This is a genomic window from Methanonatronarchaeum thermophilum (assembly GCF_002153915.1).
GTDB classification, from domain to species: Archaea; Halobacteriota; Methanonatronarchaeia; order Methanonatronarchaeales; family Methanonatronarchaeaceae; genus Methanonatronarchaeum; species Methanonatronarchaeum thermophilum.
In genome coordinates this window covers 40,537-61,474 of record NZ_MRZU01000003.1, presented here as the reverse complement: position 1 = coordinate 61,474, position 20,938 = coordinate 40,537, and the positions used below count along the sequence as shown (strand labels likewise).

Sequence of the window (20,938 nt, the reverse complement as noted above, 5' to 3'; positions counted from 1 at the left end):
AATTTTTTTATTTTTTTTGTTTTTTTAGGTTATTCGTCCGCCTTTGTCTGGGGATTCTGCATTTTTTCCGTATCTTCCGAGTAGGCCTGTTTCGTTTGTTTTTTTGGGTTTGATTTCTTTTTTTCTTTTTTTGAGTTGTTTTTGTGTTAGTTTTACGTTGATCTGTTTTTTGGGTATGTTTATTTCGATTTTGTCTCCTGGTTTGATGTAGGCTATTGGGCCTCCATCTGCTGCTTCTGGTGAGATATGGCCTATACATGGTCCTCTTGTTCCACCGCTAAATCTACCGTCTGTTAGTAGTGCGACTGATTTTTCGAGTCCCATTCCGGTTAGTGCTGAGGTTGGGGCTAGCATTTCTGGCATTCCTGGTCCTCCTTTTGGTCCTTCGTATCTTATTACTACTACGTCGCCTTTTTTTACTTCTCCATCGAGTATTGCGTCTACTGCTTGGTCTTCGTTTTCATATATTTTGGCTTTTCCGGTGAATTCATACATTTCTGGTTCTACGGCGCTTACTTTTAGGACTGAGCCATTTGGAGCTAGGTTGCCGTAGAGTATGGCTATGCCTCCTGTTTGTCTCAATGGGTTTTCTGGTGATTTTATGACTTCTTGATTTATGGTTGTGTTTTCTGTGTTTTCGAATAGTGTTTTTCCGTTTACTGTTTCTGTGTTTTTTAGTAGGTTTTTGGTTTGTTTTATAAGTCCTGGTATTCCACCGGCGTTGTGGAGGTCGGTCATGACATGTTTTCCTCCAGGTCTCATCGATACTAGGTATGGTGTTTTATTGCTTGCTTGATCGAACTGTTTTAATGTTGTGTTGTATCCTGCTTCTGCAGCGATAGCGGGTATGTGGAGTGTTGTGTTTGTGGAGCCTCCTAACATCATGTCGACTTTGATTGCGTTTTCGATTGCGGTCTCGCTGATTATATCTCTAGCTGTTTTTTTGTTTTCGATTAGTTTCATTATTTGGCTGCCGCTTTCACGTGCTATACGTCGTTTTTCTGATGAACAGGCGTGGGAGGTTGCGCATTTTGGTAGTGATAGACCCATTGTTTCAATTAGGCATGAGAATGTGTTTGCTGTGTACATTCCTTGGCAGCTTCCGCATGATGGACAGGCTTTGTTTTCCATTTCGAGTATTTTGTTTTCGTCGATTTCGCCTGATTTGTATTTTCCGATTCCTTCAAAGGTTGATATCAGTGTGAGGTCTTGGTTATCCATTTTTTCGGAGAGCATTGGTCCGCCGGTAACCATTATTGTAGGTATATCTATTCGAAGTGCACCCATCAACATTCCTGGTAGTATTTTGTCGCAGCTTGCTAGTAGTACGAGGCCGTCGAATTGGTGGGCTTCTGCCATAGCTTCGATGGAGTCTGCTATCAGGTCTCTGGAGGGTAATGAATATCTCATTCCTCTATGTCCCATTGCGATTCCATCGCATATTCCTATCGATCCGAACTCGAATGGGACTCCTCCTCCTGAGGAAACTCCGTGTTTTACTTCTTTTGCTAGCTCTCTTAGGTGTAGGTGTCCTGGGACTATTTCGCTCCATGCGTTAGCTATTCCGACGAATGGTTTGTTCATGTCGTTGTCTGTTACTCCGTTTGCTTTGAGTAATGCTCTTGTTGGTGTACGTTTAAGTCCTTTTTTAACAGTATTGCTTCTCATTTATAACAATCCTAAATAAAGATGTATTGTTCTCGGTAATTTGAAGTGGTTTTATATATAGTTGTTTTTTATTGGTTTTATTGGTTTAGGATTTGAACATACTTGGTTAATTAGGTACACTAACTAATGGCTAAGGTATTGTTGCACTATAATGTGGATAAAAAACGGTTTGTTGGTGGAAAGGTTTTTAGATTAGTATCGCATAGAATACTCAAGGTTCTTATTATTAGTAAGGGTGTCACTTTGAAACAGCCAGAAGTAAACATTGGATTAATTGGGCATGTAGACCATGGGAAAACTACCTTGGTTGAGGCCCTCAGTGGTACGTGGACAGATCAGCATAGTGAAGAGCTGAGAAGAGGTATTTCGATAAGGCTTGGTTACGCTGACACTGTGTTTAGGAGGTGCAGTGGGTGTGAACCTCCTGAGGCATATACTACCAAGGAAGTTTGTGAGTGTGGTGGTGAGACTGAGATAACTAGGGCTATTTCTTTTGTAGATGCCCCTGGCCACGAAACATTAATGGCCACTATGTTGTCCGGTTCAGCTATAATGGATGGAGCTGTTCTTGTAATAGCTGCAAATGAGGATTGTCCTCAACCTCAAACAAAAGAACATTTGATGGCTCTCGACATCATTGGTGTTGAAGATATTGTAGTTGTTCAAAACAAAATTGATTTAGTTTCTAAAGAAGAAGCTGTTGACAACTACAACCAAATAAAAGAGTTTGTTAAAGGCACTGTAGCTGAAGATGCTCCTATCATCCCATGTTCCGCACAACAGAGAACAAACATCGACATGGTTATCACAGCAGTAGAAGATGTAATCCCCACCCCTGAAAGAGACCAAGATAAACCAGTTTTAATGCCGATAGCACGTTCCTTCGACGTTAATAAACCCGGAACAGAGATAGACAACATCAAAGGCGGTATCATTGGTGGATCCATCAAACAGGGAAGCATAACCAGCAACACAGAAATAGAGATAAAACCAGGTAAAAAAATAGACTCAGGTGGAAAAACATGGTGGGAACCCATAATAACCGAAACCGTAAGCATATTCTCAGGCGGTGAATACCGAGATAAAATCACGCCCGGTGGATTGGCTGGAATCGGAACAAAACTCGACCCATTCATGACAAAAAGTGACGGATTAGTCGGCCAAATAATGGGTAGGCCAGACGAACTACCACCAGTTTGGAATGAATTTATAGTCGAAGTAGACCTACTCGACAGAGTCGTAGGCGTAGAAGACGAATCAGAAGTTGAAGGACTACGAACCAACGAACCATTAATGCTCAACCTAGGTACAGCTACAACCGTCGGTGTCATCACAAGCGCCCGAGAAAACGAAGCAGAAGTCAAATTAAAAAGACCCGTCTGCGCAGAAGAAGGATCCAACATGGCTATAAGCCGTAGAATTGGAGCCAGATGGAGATTAATAGGCGTCGGAAAACTAAAACAAAAATAAAATAAAATAAAACAAATACAGAATAATCCCCACATTATTTTCCTAATGGTAACTTGTCGTGGTACATGATGAAGTTGAATACTGTAGGTCGGGAAGTGAAACAGTGTCGATCATAATGTCGAGTAGTCGACCAAACAAGAAGAACCAGATGAAAGTGATCCTAGACACGAATATCTTAATGGTTCCCGAACAGTTTAAAGTAGATGTTTTCCGAGAAATCGACAGAATACTTAACTGTGACTACAGTATTTTAATTCCAAGTACAGTGATTAAAGAACTTAAAGAAATAACAGATACAGGTAGTGGTGTCGACAAACGAGCAGCAAAAATAGGTTTATTGTTAGCTAAAGAACACAGCATTGTCGACACAGAAGCAACTGGTGACAACGGAGTTATAGAAGCCGCAGTTTCACAGGAAAACACAGTTGTCGCCACAAACGATAAAGAACTTAAAGAAAGACTAAGAAAAAAAGGCATACCCCTAATATACTTAAGACAGGGTAGCCACCTAATTAAAGATTTTTGAGCTGGAGTGATTAGATTTGTATAGAGAATTAGAAGCTATCGATACAGTTAGAGTCCCACCAACAAGGCTGGATGAACCAAGAGACAAAGTCATCAAAGAAATGCTAGAGAACAAAATCGAAGGAAAAATAGACCGAAAACTCGGGATGTTCGTCGCAGTAACAGAAATAACCGAAGCCGGTGGTGGAAAATTAATCCCAAACGACGCCGGCGTATATTACAACGTCACATTTAAATGCATTACCTACAGACCTGAAATGCAAGAAATAATCGAAGGAGAAGTCGTTGAAATAGTAGATTTCGGAGCATTCATAGGCATAGGGCCGATGGACGCCTTACTACACGTAAGCCAAATCACCTCCGACTACGTCTCATACGACGAAAAAAATGCAAGACTCGTAGGAAAAGAATCAGACTTCTCCCTCGACGAAGGAGACTACGTAACAGCAAGAATAATAGCAGTAAGCCTAAACGAACAAGACCCCAAAGAATCCAAAATCGGCCTAACAATGCGACAACCAGTACTCGGAAAAATCGACAAAGACGAAGAAAAAGCAGAGAAAACAGAAGTCCAAATACGAAAAGTAATCGGAGAAGACAAAAAGCCGGAAACAGAAGAACAAGAACCCGAAACAAAAACCAAAGAAACACCAAAAGAAAAACCCAAAGAAGAACCCCAAGAAGAAGTTGAAGAGGTTGTTCTCGACCTAGAAGACAAACCAATAGAAACCGACGAAGATAAACCAGAGAAAAAAGAAAGTGAAGAAGTTGAAGAAGAAAGTGAAGAAGTTGATGAAGAAAATGAGTTTGTTGAGTGTCGGGTTTGTGGCAAGGAATATAAGGCTATAACTGGTAGTCATTTGGCAACTCATGATTTAGATATGGATGAGTATAGGGAGGAATATCCTGATGCACCTATCAGGCCGGGTGATTGATTATGGTGGACGCTGCTTGTCGGAATTGTTATAGAATAGTTAAGGAAAGTGATACGTGTCCTATATGTAGGTCTAGTTCGTTGACGGAGTCATGGACTGGATATGTTGTTATTTTAGACCCTAAAAGGTCTAAGATTGCTGGTAAACTGAATGTGGAACATCCTGGAAAATATGCATTGAAGGTAAGGTAATTTGACATTTAGGTTACAGGCGGATTTACGTTCTAAGTTGAAGAAACCGCTTGGGGAGCTTCATAGGGATGAAAGTTCGTTTCAAGAGGTTTTAGAGGAATCCAGCTATAGTGGTATTGTTACTGTAGGTGATGTAACTACATACAAACTGCTTAGAGAAGATGTTGTTCCTGCTTTAGCGGTTGTGGATGGACGTGTCATGCGTGAAGAAGCAAGTCAGGAGATAAAGGACGCGGTTGAGGATTGGAGTTATAAAAAAAAGACGGTTCGTAATCCGGCTGGCCACATAACTACCGATTTGATAAACGCTATTAAAGAAGGTCTTGATTTAGGTGAACCATATCTTGTTTCAGTTATTGGTGAAGAAGACCTTGCTGTGTTGCCTGTCGCGCTTTATGCACCGGAAGGTTATATAATCCTATATGGACAACCTAAGGAAGGATTGGTTTCTGTCACTGTTGATAGAGATTGTAAGGATAAAGTTAAGGTTTTTTTAGATATGATGGAGGAGATATGATGGAGATAGATATCGTTGAAAGAAAGGAAAATCCAGCAGTAAAGAGAGAAGAGCTAAAGTTTAAAGTTGATCACATGGGGAATGCAACGCCAACCAGATCCGAAGTGAAAGCGAAGATTGCAGCGGAAGAAGACCTAACCAAGTCACTGCTAGTTATAGACAGTCTAAAAACGAAGACTGGTTTAGGTATTACAGAAGGATATGCAAAAGTATACACCCGTATGGACGACTTGAAAGAAATTGAACAAGACCACATTGTTGAACGTAATGTAAATGAAAAAAAAGACGTTGAAGAAGAGTCGGAGGAATAAACTTGAACAAAAAAGACATCTACGAAGTTAAAGATGGTGAAATAGAGAAAAAGAGAGAAAACTGTCCTCGATGTGGAAAAGGCGTTTTTATGGCTGACCACGGAGACAGACTCGCTTGTGGTAAATGTGGGTACACAGAGTTTAAATAAAACAACCCATATCCCACAAAAACCTATTTTTAAGGCATGGTACAACAAATGAAAGCCCTGGGTATAGAGGGAACCGCTTGGAACCTATCTGTAGGGGTTGTAAATGAAAACAAAGTTTTATCCCACATCTCCAAGCCATACCAACCAAACTCAGGAGGCATCCACCCTAGAGAAGCCTCTCAACACCACGCAGACAACATCGCCTCGGTGATCGACAAAGCGATAAAAAAAGCAGAGATTAAGCCAACCGAAATAGACCTAATATCTTTTTCTCAAGGCCCAGGAATGGGACAATGCCTACGTGTAGTAGCTACTGCAGCCCGAACACTATCACTATCCCTAGATATACCGATTGTAGGAGTAAACCACTGTATCGCTCACATAGAGGTTGGTAGGTGGAAAACAGGTTGTGAAGACCCTGTAGTGCTTTACGTAAGCGGTGCAAACTCACAAGTCCTTGGATACCGATCAAATAGATACAGGGTTTTCGGAGAAACACTAGATATAGGCATAGGAAATGCACTTGACAAATTCGCTAGAAAAATCGATTTAAACCATCCAGGCGGACCCAAAATAGAGAAACTCGCTGAAAAAGGCAATAAACTCATAGAACTTCCATACATAGTGAAAGGAATGGATTTCTCTTTTTCAGGATTGATTACATCAGCAGAAAACCAAATAAACAAAAAACCAAAACAAGACATATCATACAGCATACAAGAAACAGCTTTCGCAATGCTAACCGAAGTAACAGAAAGAGCTCTAGCACACCTCTCCAAAAACGAAATCCTATTATGCGGAGGAGTAGCAAACAACAAAAGACTCACCAACATGCTAGAAACAATGGCTGAAAACCGAGACGCAAGATTATATAAACCAAAACCAGAATTTCTCAGCGACAACGGCGCAATGATAGCACACACAGGACTGAAAATGTATAAATCAGGAATAAAACACACAACAAACATAAACATAAAACCAAACTACAGGCCAGACACCGTGGAGGTACGGTGGAGATGAAAAAAACATATATCGACCAAGGCGCCGAAGCACAAATCTACCAACAAGGAAACAAAATCCTAAAAAAAAGAGTACCCAAAACATACAGACATCCCGAACTAGACCATAAAATCAGAAAAACAAGAACAAAAAAAGAAGCAAAAATAACATCAGAAGCACGTAAAGCAGGAATACCAACCCCAATAATACTCGACATAAAAAAATACACAATAACATTCGAATACATAAACGGAGAAAAACTAAAAAACATATACAACAATCTAACCCCCAGTCAATACAGACAAATCGGAGAAAACATAGGAAAACTACATAAAGCAGGCCTCGTACACGGAGACCTCACAACAAGCAACATGATAAAACACAAAAACACAATATACCTAATAGACTTCGGGTTAGCCGAATACGATAAACACATAGAGTCAAGAGGCGTAGACCTACATATACTGCTCCAATCAATAAAAGCAACACACAAACCAAACAACTCAATAAAACAAATAAAAAACGGATACAAAAATACATTCCCAAAACACAAAAAAACATTCAAAAGACTAAACGAAATCCAGAAAAGAGGCAGATACACACAATAAACAAAAACACATCAACCCCTACAAACAAAAAAACACACAGAAAAACAACATAAAGGTATATAAATGAACCATCTGAAAGAAATCACATTCGTAACCAGCAACCAACATAAAATAATGGAAGCCAAAGACATACTATCACCAATAAAAATCGAAGGCCGAGACATCGGATATCCCGAAATACAAGACACAATTGAAAACGTCGCAATCGAAGGAGCAAAATACGCATACAAAAAAATAAAAAAACCATTGATCGTCGAAGACTCAGGACTTTACATAAACACATACAACGGTTTTCCAGGACCCTACTCAGCCTACACACACGAAACAATCGGAAACAAAGGCATCCTAAAACTAATGAAAAACAAAACAAACCGCAAATGCTACTTCAAATCAATAGTGGTATATATAGACCAACACACAACAAAAAAACACACAGGAAAAATCAAAGGCCAGATATCAAAAAAACAAAAAGGACCCCACGGTTTCGGATACGACCCCATATTCATACCGAACAACCACAAAAAAACATTCGGAGAGATAGAAATGAAAGAAAAAAACAAACTATCACACCGACGTCAAGCACTAAAAAAACTAAAAAAATGGCTGAAAACCAAAACACAATAAACAAAACGCCTTTTATACTAAAAAAATGAAAATCAAAAAATAGGTATTTATGTCTGTTATAACTATCAAAATGATTTTTTTTAATCGGTATGGTTCCAAAAGATAAAAGTAATTCTAAGGTCTTTTAAGTTCCAGTTATGGAGGATTAATTATGTCAACTTCAGAAGATAAATATGAATGGATAAATATGGAAGTAGAGGAAATCGAGGACTTGGTTGTTGAGTTAAAGGATGAAGGTTATTCAACTAGTGAGATTGGAAATCTGTTGCGAGATAAATATGCGGTTCCAGATGTTAGAGAGGTTACAGGTAAAAAGATTTCAAGTATATTGGAAGAAAACGATGCTGAACCAAAAATTCCTGAAGACCTAAGGAACCTTGTTATCAAAGCAAAGAAACTACGTGAACACCAAGATAAAAATCCAAACGACAAGAGCAGTAAGAGAGGACTTCAAATAACCGAGTCAAAGATACATCAACTTGCCAAATATTATAAAAACAAAGGCAAGATCCCAAGTGAATGGAAATACAAACCAGAAGAAGCCGATCTCTTAATCTCAGAATAAAAATACTTCTATCGAGGGCCTAAAGCCCTCCTAACCAAAAATCTAGACTTATTCTTTACTAGACTAGATCTAAAAAAATTTTTAGTGAGAACATTGAAGGAACTGGTTAAAAAAGCTAATGAAGTAGCTAATGCGTTAGTTTCAACTGATTTTGTTAGAGTTATCTCTCATAAAGATGCAGATGGAATCACCTCTGCAGCCACTTTATGCACAGCTTTAAAGAGAGAAAAGATACCTTTTCACGCAACTATCGTTAGCCGTCCTTCAACCGAACTTGCTGGTAAGCTGAACGAAGAGGAAAATGAAACAATAATCTTCTTCGATATGGGAAGTGGCCAGCCCGACGTAATCAAGGAAATAGATAAAAAAGTTTTGGTTGTTGACCACCACCCACCAGAATACAAAGATGGAGTCAGCCATCTCCATCTAAATCCCCATCACCATGGAGTTGATGGGGCATCCGAAGTAAGTGCTGCAGGACTTTCATACCTAATAGCTCGTGAAATAAACAATAAAAACAAAGACCTCTCTTGCATAGCTCTTGCAGGAGCTATAGGAGACCGTCAACACCTCCCATTAATAGGAGTGAACAGTGAGTTGGTGAATGATGGAGTAGAGGTTGGAGCTATAGAGATAGAAGAAGGTTTAAGGCTTTATGGAGAAACAACTAAAGCGCTTCAGACATCAACAGACCCATACTTCAAAAACCTTAGAAACATCGAAAACATCGAACAACTGTTAAACAGACTAGATATACCAATTGAAAAAGATATCAACGAACTAACCAAAAAACACAAAACAAAATTAATAAAAACACTTTCTTTAATGCTATTAAAACAAGGCGCTACAGCTAAAACGATAACTTCAATGGTTGGAGAAATATACCGTATCAATAGAGGGCCGGTTAAATACGCAACCGAACTAACTTCATTGATAAATGCCTGCACCCGGAAAGAAAAATATGGAATGGCATTATCAATAGCTTTGAACGACAAAAAACACGTAACTGACGCACAGGAATACGAAAAAGAGTTCAACCAAAAAATACTAGACGAACTATATTCAGTAGAAGAGAAAATCAATGAATACCGTTGTGTCAACACTATAGACGTAGAGACCAAATCTATAAAAGGAGCGGTTGCATCGATAGCTGTTAACTGTTTGATACCTGAAAAACCACTACTATCACTTTATAAAGGAACAGATGAAATCAAAATAAGTGCTAGAGGTAATGAAGACCTAATAAAAAAAGGACTAAACCTATCTAAAGCAATGTCGGTTTCAGCAGACATAGTTGGTGGACGTGGTGGAGGCCACAACATAGCTAGTGGAGCCTCAATCCCAATAGATTCCCTAAATATATTTTTAGATAAAATCAACGAAATCCTATGCGACCAGTTAGGTGATACCAATGAATGACAAGCCAATGGTTATTGGAGAACTAGAGTTAAAGACAGATTCTCCCAACACAATAGCAAAAGCAATTCAGCCTGACAACCCCCAAAACATAAAAACCAGTATTGAAACAACGAAAACAAATAATAAACACAAAGAAGGTAAAGTAAACATCCAATTCAGTTTTGAAAACATCAGACAGTCAATAGCCTCATTAGATGATATATACAAGTGTGTAGATGTAGCTAGAGAGGTCGATAAATTATGGAGATAATGCTCGAATTAAAACTCAAAGGAAAAATCCTACTTAGCGATACTGCTAACCAAGAAGTAACCAAAGACATAAACAAACTACTAAAAACAGCAGACCAAGACATACTAAAAAAAGGAGCACCCGAAAAAATGGGTGCAACAATAAAAAACTGGAACGTAATTGAAGACCAAATCGAGATCTCAATAAAAAGCAATAGGTACGTAAGAGCACACGAAGCCCTAATACGACTCATAAATCCACTTTCAAATAAATTAGGTCCAAAACACCATATCGGAGTTCGAGGCATAGAAATCAAAGAATACCAAGCACACATAAAACAAGAACTAACAGAACAAGAAAAAAAGAGATTCAAAAAAGAAATGAAAAACCTAAGGTGGATATCAAAAATCGAAACAAAAGAAGGCATAAAACTCCACCTAACAAACCTAAGTGAAAGCGACATAAGAAACGGAGTAATAGACCGGTTATTAAAACTAACAAACGAAGTCATAACCGACGACGAAGAAATAACATACAAGGTCTCAGAGATAGAGCCAGGAACCACAATAAAACAAAGCGAAAAAAGAGAACTAAAACTGAAAACAGATCCAACAACAAAAGCAAGTGAAAAAGGATGGATAAAAAAATTCCCAGGAAAAGGCCAGTGGATCTACATGCCACCATACACAAAACTATTCAATGCACTATCAGAACTAGCAAAAAAACACATACCGGAAAAAACCGGTTTCAACGAAGCAATGTTCCCAAAACTCATCCCACTATCAATAATGAACAAAATGAAATACTTAGAGGGATTGCCAGAAGGCATGTACTACACATCAAACCCAAAAAGAGACGACGAACTATACAGCCTATTCAAAAAAGAACTAAAAATACTTGGAGAACCACCAGTAGACATACTAGAAAAAGGACTGAAAAAACCAGGATACGTACTCGCCCCAGCACAATGCGAACCATTCTACCAAATGTTCACCCATGAAATGCTAAGTAAAGAAAACCTCCCAATAAAACTATACGACAACTCAGGATTCACATATCGATGGGAAGGAGGAGGTTCAAAAGGCCTCGACAGAGTAAACGAATTCCAAAGAAACGAGTTAGTCTGGATCGGAAAGCCAAAACAAACCGAAAAAGTAGCAAACCAAGTACTAGACGCATACATAGACTTCATAGACAAATACATACAACCAGAATGGCACATCGAAGTCGGAGACGACCCATTCTACCTAGAAGGAAGACACGGCGAGTTAGACGACATCGAATATCCAGACATACCAAAAAGAGAAATCCGAGTCAAAATGCCCGGAAACGAAGAAGGTTTAAGCATCGGCAGCGTAAATTTACATGGAACACATTTTGTCAAAGGTTTCTCAATAAGATCACCATACAAAGAACCGCTCTGGACCGGTTGCGCAGGCCTAGGTCTAAGCAGATGGGTAATAGCATTCCTAGCATACAACGGATTCAACCCAGAAAACTGGCCAAAAGAAATAAAAAACAAAACACAACCACTACCCGAAACACCATACACACTAGAATGGCCATAAAAAACAAAACAAAAAAGAAACAAAACAAACTGTTCTAAAAAACCAAAACTTTATTTTTAAACATCAAATTGGAGGATCATACATGTCAAAAAGAAAATCAAGAAAATTTGGATGGGAAGCCAAAGACTGGTACACAGTAATGGCTCCCGAAATATTTGGAGAAGACAAAATAGGAGAAACACCAGCAGACGAACCATCTAAAGTAACAGGCAGAGTAATAGAAACAACCGTCGGCGACCTAACAGGAGACTTCTCAAAAAACAACGTCAAACTATACTTCAAAATCAACAAAGTATCAGGAAACGAAGCATACACACAATTCATCGGACACGAACTAACAAGCGACTACATAGGCAGCCTAATACGAAGAAGAACCGACAAAATAGACCTAACAGTAGACGTACTCACACAAGACGGATACAAAATAAGAGTCAAACCAATACTATTCACAGTAAAAAGAGGAAAATCCTCACAGAAAAAAGGACTACGCAAAAAAGCAACCGAAGTCATAAAAACAAAAGCAAAAACAATGGAATACCAACAATTCACCCAAGAACTAGTAACAGGACAAATCGCAAGCGAAATATACCAAACAGTAAAATCAATATACCCATTAAGAAGAGTCGAAATAAGAAAAAGCGAAGTAACAGCACAACCAGACGAAATAGAAGAAATACCAGAAGGCTTCGAAGAAACAGCAGAAGAAGCCGGAATAGACATAGAAAAAACAGAACCCGAAGAAACAGAACCCGAAGAAACAGAACCCGAAGAAACAGAACCCGAAAAATAGCCTAAAATAAATTAAATAAAATATTGGCTAAAATTATAAAAAAATTATAATGAACCCTGAATCAAGGGATGAAAAAAGGAGGCTTTAAAAAGTCTCCTTAATGGTGAAAAAACGAACCGTAAATATGATATACAGTAATTTAATTACTCTATAGTGGTGTGTATGGACGCCATAATAGGGGTTGGGATAGCTACAGTTCTAGCAGTACTATCTTATCATAAGGAAATACTGGATCGTGGAGGCAGTTTAGCAGCATTTCTGATGGGCAGTGTTGTAAGCGTTTTCGGTGGACTTGAATGGCTAGTGCTATTAATATCCTTTGTAATCATAGCTTGGGTTGCAACCAAATTCGAGTATGAGTATAAAGCACATAAGGATATTAACGAGGGAGAGAACGGTGAAAGATGTGTCAAAAATGTGATAGCCAACGGGATGGTTCCAGTAGCCATAGTCTTATTGGCCTGGATATACACCACATACATACAGAATCCAGTTCAGATACAAACCATGGCTGTGGAAACGATGTACACACCATATACTGGATATGAACTCGTTTTCATGGGAGCTTATATAGGTGCGATAGCAACAGCAACATCGGATACCATCGCTAGCGAGATAGGTACTCTGGACAGTGAAACAAGATTGATAACCAACCTTAAAAAAGAGGTGAAGACCGGGGCAAACGGCGGAGTATCCCTGGCCGGAGAACTAGCCAGCATAATCGGTGGACTAACAATAGGATTAATAGCATACTTAGCGTTTGGAATAGAATTTGCCTTAATAGTAGGACCGATTGCCGGTTTTTTAGGCTGCAACATCGATAGTTTGCTCGGCGCAACACTAGAAAAAAAAGGCATATTGAACAACGAACATGTAAATCTAGTAGCAACGTTATCAGGAGCAATAATCGGTGCATTACTAATGTTAATCTAAAAAAAACAGACCTCATCATAAACAGAAAAAATTTAACTTATTTGGGGTGAGAAGTTCTCTTCCTCATGGAACGAATGTGGAGTTAGGTTGGGGATGGATCACTTGAACCTATAAAAAAAGTTGTTGAGGAAGTTGCCTTATGGGGTATGATTATGAATAGGGGTTACAAGTATTGTCTCTATCCTTCAGAACAGGATAAGCATGAACTGGAAAAGCATCTTGAACTGTGCCGACAAATCTACAACCACTTCCCTGAAGAACTCAACCCAGAAGAAAATATTTTAGGGAAGGGACTTACCGAAGTTACGCCTGCGGAGACTGCAACCTCTACAGACAACAAACACCAGATTCAGTTCTGTAATGTACCTGCAAGTAGCGTCATCAAAACAGGAAACCCCCTCCACACCAAAGCATAACCAAGGTATCGTAGTAGGTAGTTCACTATCTCTTTCTAAATCTAAACCAACTCTCAACTTAACGTGTACAATTCAGTAGTTTATTTATTTGTTCGGGTATTTTGTATTTATGTTTGAACAGGGTTAGAAAATGGATATATTAATCGTTATTATGGATGGAATTAGTGGTCGTCCCACTTCAAGCCTTAATGGACTCACTTCCCTACAGGCAGCCGATACTCCAAACCTAGATAGAGCAGCTGATAAAGGTGTTTCTGGAATAATGGATCCAATATCACCTGGTGTACGGCCCGGTTCAGACACATCACACCTATCGTTAGTAGGTTACAACCCTTACTCAACTTATACAGGTAGGGGGCCGTTTGAAGCAGCTGGAGTCGGAATCGATGTGAAAGAGGGGGACATAGCTTTTAGATGTAACTTCGCTACCAAAAAAGACGGTAAGATAGTGGATAGAAGAGCAGGTAGAATCAACGAAACAAGTGAACTATCCAAAGCTATACAGAGAGAAACAAAAGAAATAGATGGAATCAAAGTTATTTTTCGTGAATCAACCGGGCACAGAGGTGCTTTAGTACTACGTGGAGAGGGGCTTTCAAGCAGGATAACCGGCTCCGACCCTAAAAAACCTGGTTTACCAACTAAAAAAATTAAGGCCATAGACCCTGTAGGTGATAAAACCGCTGAAATTGCAAATAAATTTATTGAAAAAGCTGAATCCGTTTTAGAAAACCATCCACATAACAAAAAACGAATCGAGGATGGGTTACCACCCGCCAACACTGTTCTTTTACGTGGTGTAGGAGAGGTACCATCGGTTGTTCCAATTCAAGATAAACATGGTTTAGATTCAGCGATTATTTCAGGCACCGGTTTAATGAAAGGAATCGGTAAATTAATTGGAATGGATGTAATCGAGGTTGAAGGTGCCACCGGAAGTAAAGATTCAAACACAATGAACAAAGCCAGAGAAACAATTAGACAGCTTAAAGAAAACGAAAAAGATTTTGTATTACTACACTTAAAAGGCGGTGACGAGGCAGGTCACGATGGAGATGGTGCTGCAAAAATCCAGTACATCGAAGAAAAAATAGAACCAGTAATTGATTATCTACTTAAAGAAATCGAAGACACACTATTGGTTTTAACCGCCGACCACTCAACACCTTTAGATGTCAAAGACCATTCAGGCGACCCTGTACCGATAACCATAGTTGGAGACGGAGTTCGAGTGGATGACGTCAACTTTTTCAATGAAAACACCTATAAAGGCGGTTTATTAAGAATAAAAGGAAAAGACCTTATGCCCATCTGTCTTGACCTAACTAATAAATGCAATAAATATGGAGCATGAAACAAATGGAAGACGATGAGTTATTGGTAATACCGGACAAAACCCGGATTGAAGAACGTCTAATCGTCACAGAAAGCGACATAGTTATTGGAAGCAACACCGACCTCCAATACGGAATAAAAACACCTGGATCGCTACAGACCGGGGAACGCGTAGACATAGCCGAAGACGTCCATGCAGATGGGGACGTCGAGATAGGTTTATGGTCAATAATAGATGGAAACCTAATCGTCGGTGAAGACGCATACATAGGAGAAAGATGTAAAATAAACGGTAAACTCCTAGTAGAACAAAACCTCGACATAGGTAACGACGTAGATATAGAAGAAGGATTCGAAGCAAACGGCTGGATAACAATAAGAAACCCAATACCACTGTTCATGTACTTCCTACTCCTATTCTCAAACATATTAAGACGAAGTGAAACAGAAGAGATAGAAGAAATACTAGAAGACATGTTTGAAGAAGAAATACCAGAAAACGCCTTAATCATACCAAGAGGAATCAACTTCGGTTCAGAGATAGACGCACCCGGAAACGCAGTAATCGGAAAACAATGCCGATTCATAGGCAACCTTAGAGCCAAAGACGTAAAAATCGATAGAAACACAACCTTCTTCGGAAGCATAAAATCTAAAGGAAATGTAAAACTAGAAAAAGGCACCATCGTACACGGCGACATAAAAAGCCAACGCAAAGTAGAGCTAAAAAAAGACTCAACAGTAATGGGAAACATAAACGCCGACATAGTACTCATACACGACGAAGCACACACAAACGGAACAATACACGCAAAAAAAGGCGTCCAAATAATACCCGACAAAAAAAAGATACCAAAAACCAAACCCAACGACGGCTCAGGAATAAAAACACAAGAAATCCCCAACCTATCACTACTAACACCCAAAGAGGACGATTCAAGTACAGAAAAAAACAAAAAAAATAATGGTGAAAAAAATGGACATTGAACACCTAAAAAACAAATTCCCAAAAATATACGAAGACATACAGAACTCACCCACAATCGAAATAGACCAAATCAAAAAAAATACAGAAAAAACCTGCCCAACCAACAAAAACACACAGCAAAAACAAACTGAAACAAAAACTGAAACAAAAATCCCAACAATAAAAGACCACCTTACCAGATGCAACACAGACAAACAAGCAATAGAAATCATAGACTACTTCAATAAACAAGGAGAGATAACAAAAGAAAAAACCAAACAACTAAAAAAACAACTAAAAACAAAAGGCCTAAGATCATTTGGAGAAAAAAGAAAAAAAGGCGAAATAGAAAAAAACGGCCTATAAACCCCTTTGAAATCCTCTCCCTAAAAAATGAGAGGTCTTATCCCTGAGTAGAGATAAAACAAAAAAACCAGATCCATCTAACAAAACAACAAAACAAACACATATAAACCAAACCAATAAAACCGAATAAAACTAAACTAAACTAAACTAAATAAACACAAACCAAACTAAAATAAACAAAAAACCAAGAACAGGTTAACTTACATTGTATTACGATCGAACTTGGTTTAATATTGGTTTAATGATGTTTCGTCCGGTTTCTATGTGTTTTTTGTATTGTTTTGGTTTCGGTGTTAGAGGTTTTTGGAGGTAATAAAATTCTAGGAATTGTAGGTAAACCTAATGCTGGAAAGTCAACTTTTTTTATGGCGTCGACTGGTATAGATGTTGAGACAGCTAACTATCCATTTACTACGATAGATTCTAACCGTGGTTATGCGTATATACGTGAGGAATGTCCATGTAAAGAATTGGATGTTGAGTGTAACCCTCAGAATTCCAGGTGTGTTGATGGTGTTAGACATGTCCCTATTGAACTACTCGATGTTGCAGGGCTTGTTCCCGATGCATATAAAGGGAAGGGGTTAGGGAATGAATTTCTTGATCAATTGAGGCAGGCTGATGCTTTAATTCATGTGATAGATAGTAGTGGTTCTACGGATGCAAAAGGAAATCCTGTTGACATATCTCAACATGATCCGACTGAGGATATAGGTTTTTTAACCAATGAAATTAAGATGTGGATGTTGGGGATTATAGAGGATAAATGGAGTTCTTTGGTTCGAAGGGTTGAGGTTCAGAAAAAAGATCTGGCGCATGAGATTCATGATGTTTATACAGGTCTTGGATTAACTTTGAACGATATCAAGATGTCGATATCTAAATTAGATTTAGACAGTGAAAAACCTAGTAACTGGGGCAGTGAGGATAGAGAAGATCTTATAGAGAATATGAGAAGAGAAAGTAAACCTATATTGATAGCTGCAAACAAAGCCGATATAGCTCCTGAAGATAACCTTAAAAGAATATCTATAGTTAGTGACGATGCAGTTCCAACAAGCGCAAACGCAGAGCTTGCATTAAAAAAAGCTAGCCAGGGAAACATAATTGACTATAAACCAGGAGATATTGATTTTGAGATTTTAGAGCCTGATAAATTAAATGAAAAACAAAAAAAAGGCCTTATGTTCATTAAAGAAAATGTTCTAGACAAGTATGGTGGTACAGGTGTTCAACAAACTATCGAGAAATCTGTGAAAGAACTTTTGAACCAGATAGTGGTTTACCCTGTTGAAGATGAAAATAACTATACTGATAACAATGATAACGTCCTTCCAGATGCAATTCTATTAGAGAGGGGAAGTACGCCTAAAGACCTTGCTTATAAAATACATTCCGATATCGGAGACAACTATCTATACGCAGTTAATGCGAGAACTGGAATGAGGATATCGGATAACGAAGAGCTTGAAAATGGAGACGTAATCAAAATAGTTTCCTCAGCTTAAGGATAAGGGGTTTATAATGCAAAAACTGTTCAAAGCTTTAAGTTCAGAACACAGAATAACACTGTTACAAGCTTTGCTTAAGGAAAAAGAGTATGTATGTATCTGTGACCTTGAAGACCTTATAGATAGAGACCGTTCTGTAGTTTACAGGCATTTCAAGAAACTTGAAGAAGCAGGGCTAATCAAAACACGTAGAAATGGAAAAAGGCTTGAATGCAAACTAAAACATCCTGAAGAAACAGAAAAAATACTTAAAATGGCTGATAAAATACAAAAATAACTTTTAAACCCCATTTTTTCATTCGAAAAGTCTAATAAAAACTTTTTATGTTTTGATTAGGCTTAAGTTTTTCAGTTTATTCAACATTTATTTTTACCCTATCGATTTGCACTACCTAGTTTTTTATTGGTTCTTCTAAATACCTAAACCTATATATGTTTTACACCTACATACATTTATATAGTGAGTTTTATGGAAAAACAAAAATCTATGCCCTTGATCGGGGATAAGTTTCCAGACATGGAAGTTGAGACAACTCATGGTAAAATAAAGTTACCAAACGACTATAAGGGAAAGTGGCTAGTGTTGTTTTCACATCCAGGTGATTTTACACCTGTATGTACAACAGAGTTTGTGGCATTTCAAAAAAAATATGATGAATTTAGGGAGCTAGATACGGAACTTATTGGATTAAGTATAGACCAAGTGCACAGCCATCTTAAATGGGCTGAGTGGATCGAAGAGAACATGGATACTGAGATAGAGTTTCCGATAATAGCAGATCCTGTTGGTTTTGTTGCAAAAGAACTTGGTTTGATACATTCTAAAGCAACAATGACAGTGAGGGCAGTTTTCATAGTTGACCCTGACTCAACAATAAGAGCTATACTGTACTATCCAGCCGAATTAGGTAGGAATATAAGCGAGATATTAAGGATGATAAAAGGATTCCAGAAATCAAGTAAGGAAGAAGTTGCTATACCTGCCAACTGGCCGGAAAACGAAATTGAAGGAGATAAAGTTATAATACCTCCTGCCAGTGATGTAGAAACAATTAAAAAACGAAGACAACAAGAGGCTGATGGAGAGATTGAGTGCTACGATTGGTGGCTCTGTTTCAAAAAATAAAAAAAAGTCAAATCTAGTTTTAGGGGTCCCACCACAAGGTCGGGCTCCACCACTATTCTTTTTTTTTGTTTCTTTGTGTTTTTTTTGTGTTTTTTTGGGTTTTTTTCCGAAGAATAAATAACTATGTAAAAACATAATGATTTATAATTAAAGATGTGTTTTTGGCTTTAGAATATCTAAAGATATTTAGATTTCTAGAGTTAATACTCGTCTATCAGGTGTTTAATATGAGGGATCGTTTTATTGGTTAAATTGTTGGACACTACCCTGAGAGATGGTGAACAGACTCCTGGCGTTTCATTAACCCCAGATGAGAAACTCTGGATAGCGAAGAAACTTGATGAGTTAGGGGTTGACATAATAGAGGCTGGAAGTGCTGTCACATCTGAAGGGGAAAAAGAGGGCATACGTAAAATAGCAGGTGAAGGACTCGATGCAGAGATATGCAGTTACACAAGAGTGATGAAAAAGGACATCGATGAAGCAGTGGATTGTGGTGTAGATTCAATCCATCTTGTAGTACCTGTATCAGACCTACATATACAGAAAAAACTAGAGAAAAATAGGTCTGAAATAATCAATATGACAAGCGATGTCGTACAGTACGCCAAAGACCATGGTTTGACAGTTGAACTAAGTGGAGAAGATGCAAGCCGAGCAGATATAAGCTTTATAGAAAAAGTCTTCAAAAACGGAATCGATGTTGGAGCAGACCGTTTATGTTACTGTGACACCGTAGGCGTTCTAACACCAGAACAAGTAAGAAACGACTTGACACAGCTGGTGAACAAATTTGACGTAACGGTAGGCCTACATTGCCACGACGACCTTGGATTTGCTGTTGCAAACACAATCGAAGGCATAAAAGCCGGATGCAACGAAGTACACGTCACAATAAACGGTTTAGGTGAGCGGGCTGGAAACGCAGCTCTTGAAGAAGTTGTAATGTCCGGTCATAAACTATACGACATGGATTTCAACGTTAATCCAAAACTACTGTACGAAACATCACGACTGGTCTCAAGGCTATCAGGAGTGGCACTATCCGACAACAAAGCAATAGTCGGAGACAACGCATTCACCCATGAATCAGGAATCCACGCCCATGGAGTATTAAGCGATTCATCAACATACGAGCCAATCTCACCAAGCGAGGTTGGAAGACAAAGAAGATTCATCCTAGGTAAACACACAGGTAAAGCCTCAGTCAAAGCAATACTCAAAGAAATGGGTGTAGAAGCAGACCAAGAACAACTAACCCAGGTTGTTAAAAGAATAAAAGACATCGGAGACAGAGGCAAAAAAGTAACCACTGCAGACCTAAAAACAATCATCGAAACGGTATTGAACGTATATGACGAACCAAGGGTTACACTTGAAGAACTAACCGTAGTATCCGGAAACAAAGTAACCCCAACCGCATCAATAGAACTATTGATAGATGGAAAAGAAGTTATACAATCCGGAACCGGAACAGGGCCAGTAGACGCTTCAATAGAAGCAGTAGGTAAAGCATTCTCAGAACTAGGAGAGATACACCTAGAAGACTACAAAGTAGAGTCAATAACAGGTGGAACCGACGCCCTCGTAGAAGTTATCGTAAAGTTGAAGAAAGATGGAAAAATCGTGTCAGCTAGAGGCGCGAGAACCGACATAATAATGGCTTCAGTTGAAGCCATGCTAGAAGGTGTGAATAGATTGATCACGGAGGAATAA

The 20,938-nt window shown here is 38.7% G+C and carries 25 protein-coding genes; 24 read left to right on the top strand and 1 reads right to left on the bottom strand.

Translation table 11 applies throughout. The features are described 5' to 3' along the window. Nucleotides 1-24 precede the first annotated feature (24 nt). Complete coding sequence (ilvD, locus tag AMET1_RS01440; RefSeq protein WP_086636715.1) at nt 25-1,668, bottom strand: dihydroxy-acid dehydratase; 1,644 nt, start codon at nt 1,666-1,668, stop codon at nt 25-27. Nucleotides 1,669-1,911: 243 nt separating this feature from the next. Here ilvD and AMET1_RS01435 point away from each other — a divergent pair, with 243 nt between their 5' ends. The 24 genes from AMET1_RS01435 (at nt 1,912) to AMET1_RS01320 (ending at nt 20,938) form a co-directional block, all read left to right on the top strand. Continuing rightward, nucleotides 1,912-3,138: a translation initiation factor IF-2 subunit gamma gene (locus tag AMET1_RS01435; protein ID WP_201721232.1), complete on the top strand. Its 1,227-nt coding sequence runs from the start codon at nt 1,912-1,914 to the stop codon at nt 3,136-3,138. A gap of 58 nt (nt 3,139-3,196) precedes the next feature. Next, complete coding sequence (locus AMET1_RS01430) at nt 3,197-3,664, top strand: type II toxin-antitoxin system VapC family toxin (RefSeq protein ID WP_143406797.1); 468 nt, start codon at nt 3,197-3,199, stop codon at nt 3,662-3,664. Nucleotides 3,665-3,680: 16 nt separating this feature from the next. Next, nucleotides 3,681-4,598: a DNA-directed RNA polymerase gene (locus AMET1_RS07970; RefSeq protein WP_086636712.1), complete on the top strand. Its 918-nt coding sequence runs from the start codon at nt 3,681-3,683 to the stop codon at nt 4,596-4,598. Nucleotides 4,599-4,600: 2 nt separating this feature from the next. Next, nucleotides 4,601-4,789 (top strand): transcription elongation factor subunit Spt4, encoded by a 189-nt coding sequence (spt4, locus tag AMET1_RS01420; protein ID WP_086637355.1) that lies wholly within the window; start codon nt 4,601-4,603, stop codon nt 4,787-4,789. 37 nt (nt 4,790-4,826) lie between these two features. Then, entirely contained in the window at nt 4,827-5,306 is a 480-nt protein-coding gene (locus AMET1_RS01415; RefSeq protein WP_201721231.1) for a GTP-dependent dephospho-CoA kinase family protein, read from the top strand. Further along, nucleotides 5,303-5,617 (top strand): hypothetical protein, encoded by a 315-nt coding sequence (locus AMET1_RS01410; protein WP_086636710.1) that lies wholly within the window; start codon nt 5,303-5,305, stop codon nt 5,615-5,617. The genes AMET1_RS01415 and AMET1_RS01410 overlap by 4 nt, the downstream gene beginning before the upstream one ends. A 2-nt stretch (nt 5,618-5,619) precedes the next feature. Further along, nucleotides 5,620-5,766 (top strand): 30S ribosomal protein S27ae, encoded by a 147-nt coding sequence (locus tag AMET1_RS01405; protein WP_086636709.1) that lies wholly within the window; start codon nt 5,620-5,622, stop codon nt 5,764-5,766. Nucleotides 5,767-5,814: 48 nt separating this feature from the next. Continuing rightward, nucleotides 5,815-6,786: a bifunctional N(6)-L-threonylcarbamoyladenine synthase/serine/threonine protein kinase gene (locus AMET1_RS01400; protein ID WP_086637354.1), complete on the top strand. Its 972-nt coding sequence runs from the start codon at nt 5,815-5,817 to the stop codon at nt 6,784-6,786. After that, entirely contained in the window at nt 6,783-7,373 is a 591-nt protein-coding gene (locus tag AMET1_RS01395) for a Kae1-associated kinase Bud32 (RefSeq protein ID WP_086636708.1), read from the top strand. The genes AMET1_RS01400 and AMET1_RS01395 overlap by 4 nt, the downstream gene beginning before the upstream one ends. 63 nt (nt 7,374-7,436) lie before the next feature. Further along, nucleotides 7,437-7,997, top strand: coding sequence for an XTP/dITP diphosphatase (locus tag AMET1_RS01390; protein WP_086636707.1), 561 nt, complete (start codon nt 7,437-7,439; stop codon nt 7,995-7,997). A 151-nt stretch (nt 7,998-8,148) separates the two neighbouring features. Continuing rightward, nucleotides 8,149-8,562 (top strand): 30S ribosomal protein S15, encoded by a 414-nt coding sequence (locus AMET1_RS01385; RefSeq protein WP_086636706.1) that lies wholly within the window; start codon nt 8,149-8,151, stop codon nt 8,560-8,562. Nucleotides 8,563-8,655: 93 nt separating this feature from the next. After that, complete coding sequence (locus AMET1_RS01380) at nt 8,656-9,981, top strand: DHH family phosphoesterase (RefSeq protein ID WP_086636705.1); 1,326 nt, start codon at nt 8,656-8,658, stop codon at nt 9,979-9,981. Beyond that, nucleotides 9,974-10,231, top strand: a complete 258-nt coding sequence (locus tag AMET1_RS01375) for a KEOPS complex subunit Pcc1 (protein ID WP_086636704.1) — start codon at nt 9,974-9,976, stop codon at nt 10,229-10,231. Before AMET1_RS01380 ends, AMET1_RS01375 begins: the two co-directional genes overlap by 8 nt. Further along, complete coding sequence (locus AMET1_RS01370) at nt 10,222-11,778, top strand: serine--tRNA ligase (RefSeq protein WP_086636703.1); 1,557 nt, start codon at nt 10,222-10,224, stop codon at nt 11,776-11,778. Before AMET1_RS01375 ends, AMET1_RS01370 begins: the two co-directional genes overlap by 10 nt. Nucleotides 11,779-11,860: 82 nt before the next feature. Beyond that, on the top strand, nt 11,861-12,568 hold the full coding sequence (locus AMET1_RS01365; protein WP_086636702.1) for a 30S ribosomal protein S3ae: 708 nt from the start codon (nt 11,861-11,863) through the stop codon (nt 12,566-12,568). Between the two features lie 162 nt (nt 12,569-12,730). Beyond that, complete coding sequence (locus tag AMET1_RS01360; protein WP_086636701.1) at nt 12,731-13,501, top strand: DUF92 domain-containing protein; 771 nt, start codon at nt 12,731-12,733, stop codon at nt 13,499-13,501. 152 nt (nt 13,502-13,653) lie between these two features. Further along, complete coding sequence (locus AMET1_RS01355) at nt 13,654-13,917, top strand: helix-turn-helix domain-containing protein (protein ID WP_161490707.1); 264 nt, start codon at nt 13,654-13,656, stop codon at nt 13,915-13,917. 130 nt (nt 13,918-14,047) lie between these two features. Continuing rightward, the gene (locus tag AMET1_RS01350; protein ID WP_086636699.1) at nt 14,048-15,271 is read left to right on the top strand and encodes a 2,3-bisphosphoglycerate-independent phosphoglycerate mutase; all 1,224 of its coding nucleotides are present in this window, start codon (nt 14,048-14,050) and stop codon (nt 15,269-15,271) included. A 5-nt stretch (nt 15,272-15,276) separates the two neighbouring features. Continuing rightward, a complete protein-coding gene (locus tag AMET1_RS01345) occupies nt 15,277-16,239 on the top strand; it encodes a polymer-forming cytoskeletal protein (protein WP_161490706.1) in 963 nt (320 codons plus the stop codon). Beyond that, a complete protein-coding gene (locus AMET1_RS01340) occupies nt 16,229-16,585 on the top strand; it encodes a DUF2095 family protein (protein ID WP_161490705.1) in 357 nt (118 codons plus the stop codon). Before AMET1_RS01345 ends, AMET1_RS01340 begins: the two co-directional genes overlap by 11 nt. A 317-nt stretch (nt 16,586-16,902) precedes the next feature. Beyond that, nucleotides 16,903-18,093, top strand: coding sequence for a redox-regulated ATPase YchF (locus tag AMET1_RS01335; RefSeq protein WP_394334873.1), 1,191 nt, complete (start codon nt 16,903-16,905; stop codon nt 18,091-18,093). Nucleotides 18,094-18,109: 16 nt separating this feature from the next. After that, on the top strand, nt 18,110-18,373 hold the full coding sequence (locus AMET1_RS01330; RefSeq protein WP_086636696.1) for an ArsR/SmtB family transcription factor: 264 nt from the start codon (nt 18,110-18,112) through the stop codon (nt 18,371-18,373). Nucleotides 18,374-18,565: 192 nt separating this feature from the next. Continuing rightward, nucleotides 18,566-19,222, top strand: a complete 657-nt coding sequence (locus tag AMET1_RS01325) for a peroxiredoxin (RefSeq protein WP_086636695.1) — start codon at nt 18,566-18,568, stop codon at nt 19,220-19,222. A gap of 255 nt (nt 19,223-19,477) precedes the next feature. Then, nucleotides 19,478-20,938 carry a (R)-citramalate synthase gene (locus AMET1_RS01320; RefSeq protein WP_086636694.1) on the top strand — a complete coding sequence of 487 codons (1,461 nt, stop codon included), beginning with the start codon at nt 19,478-19,480 and terminating at the stop codon, nt 20,936-20,938.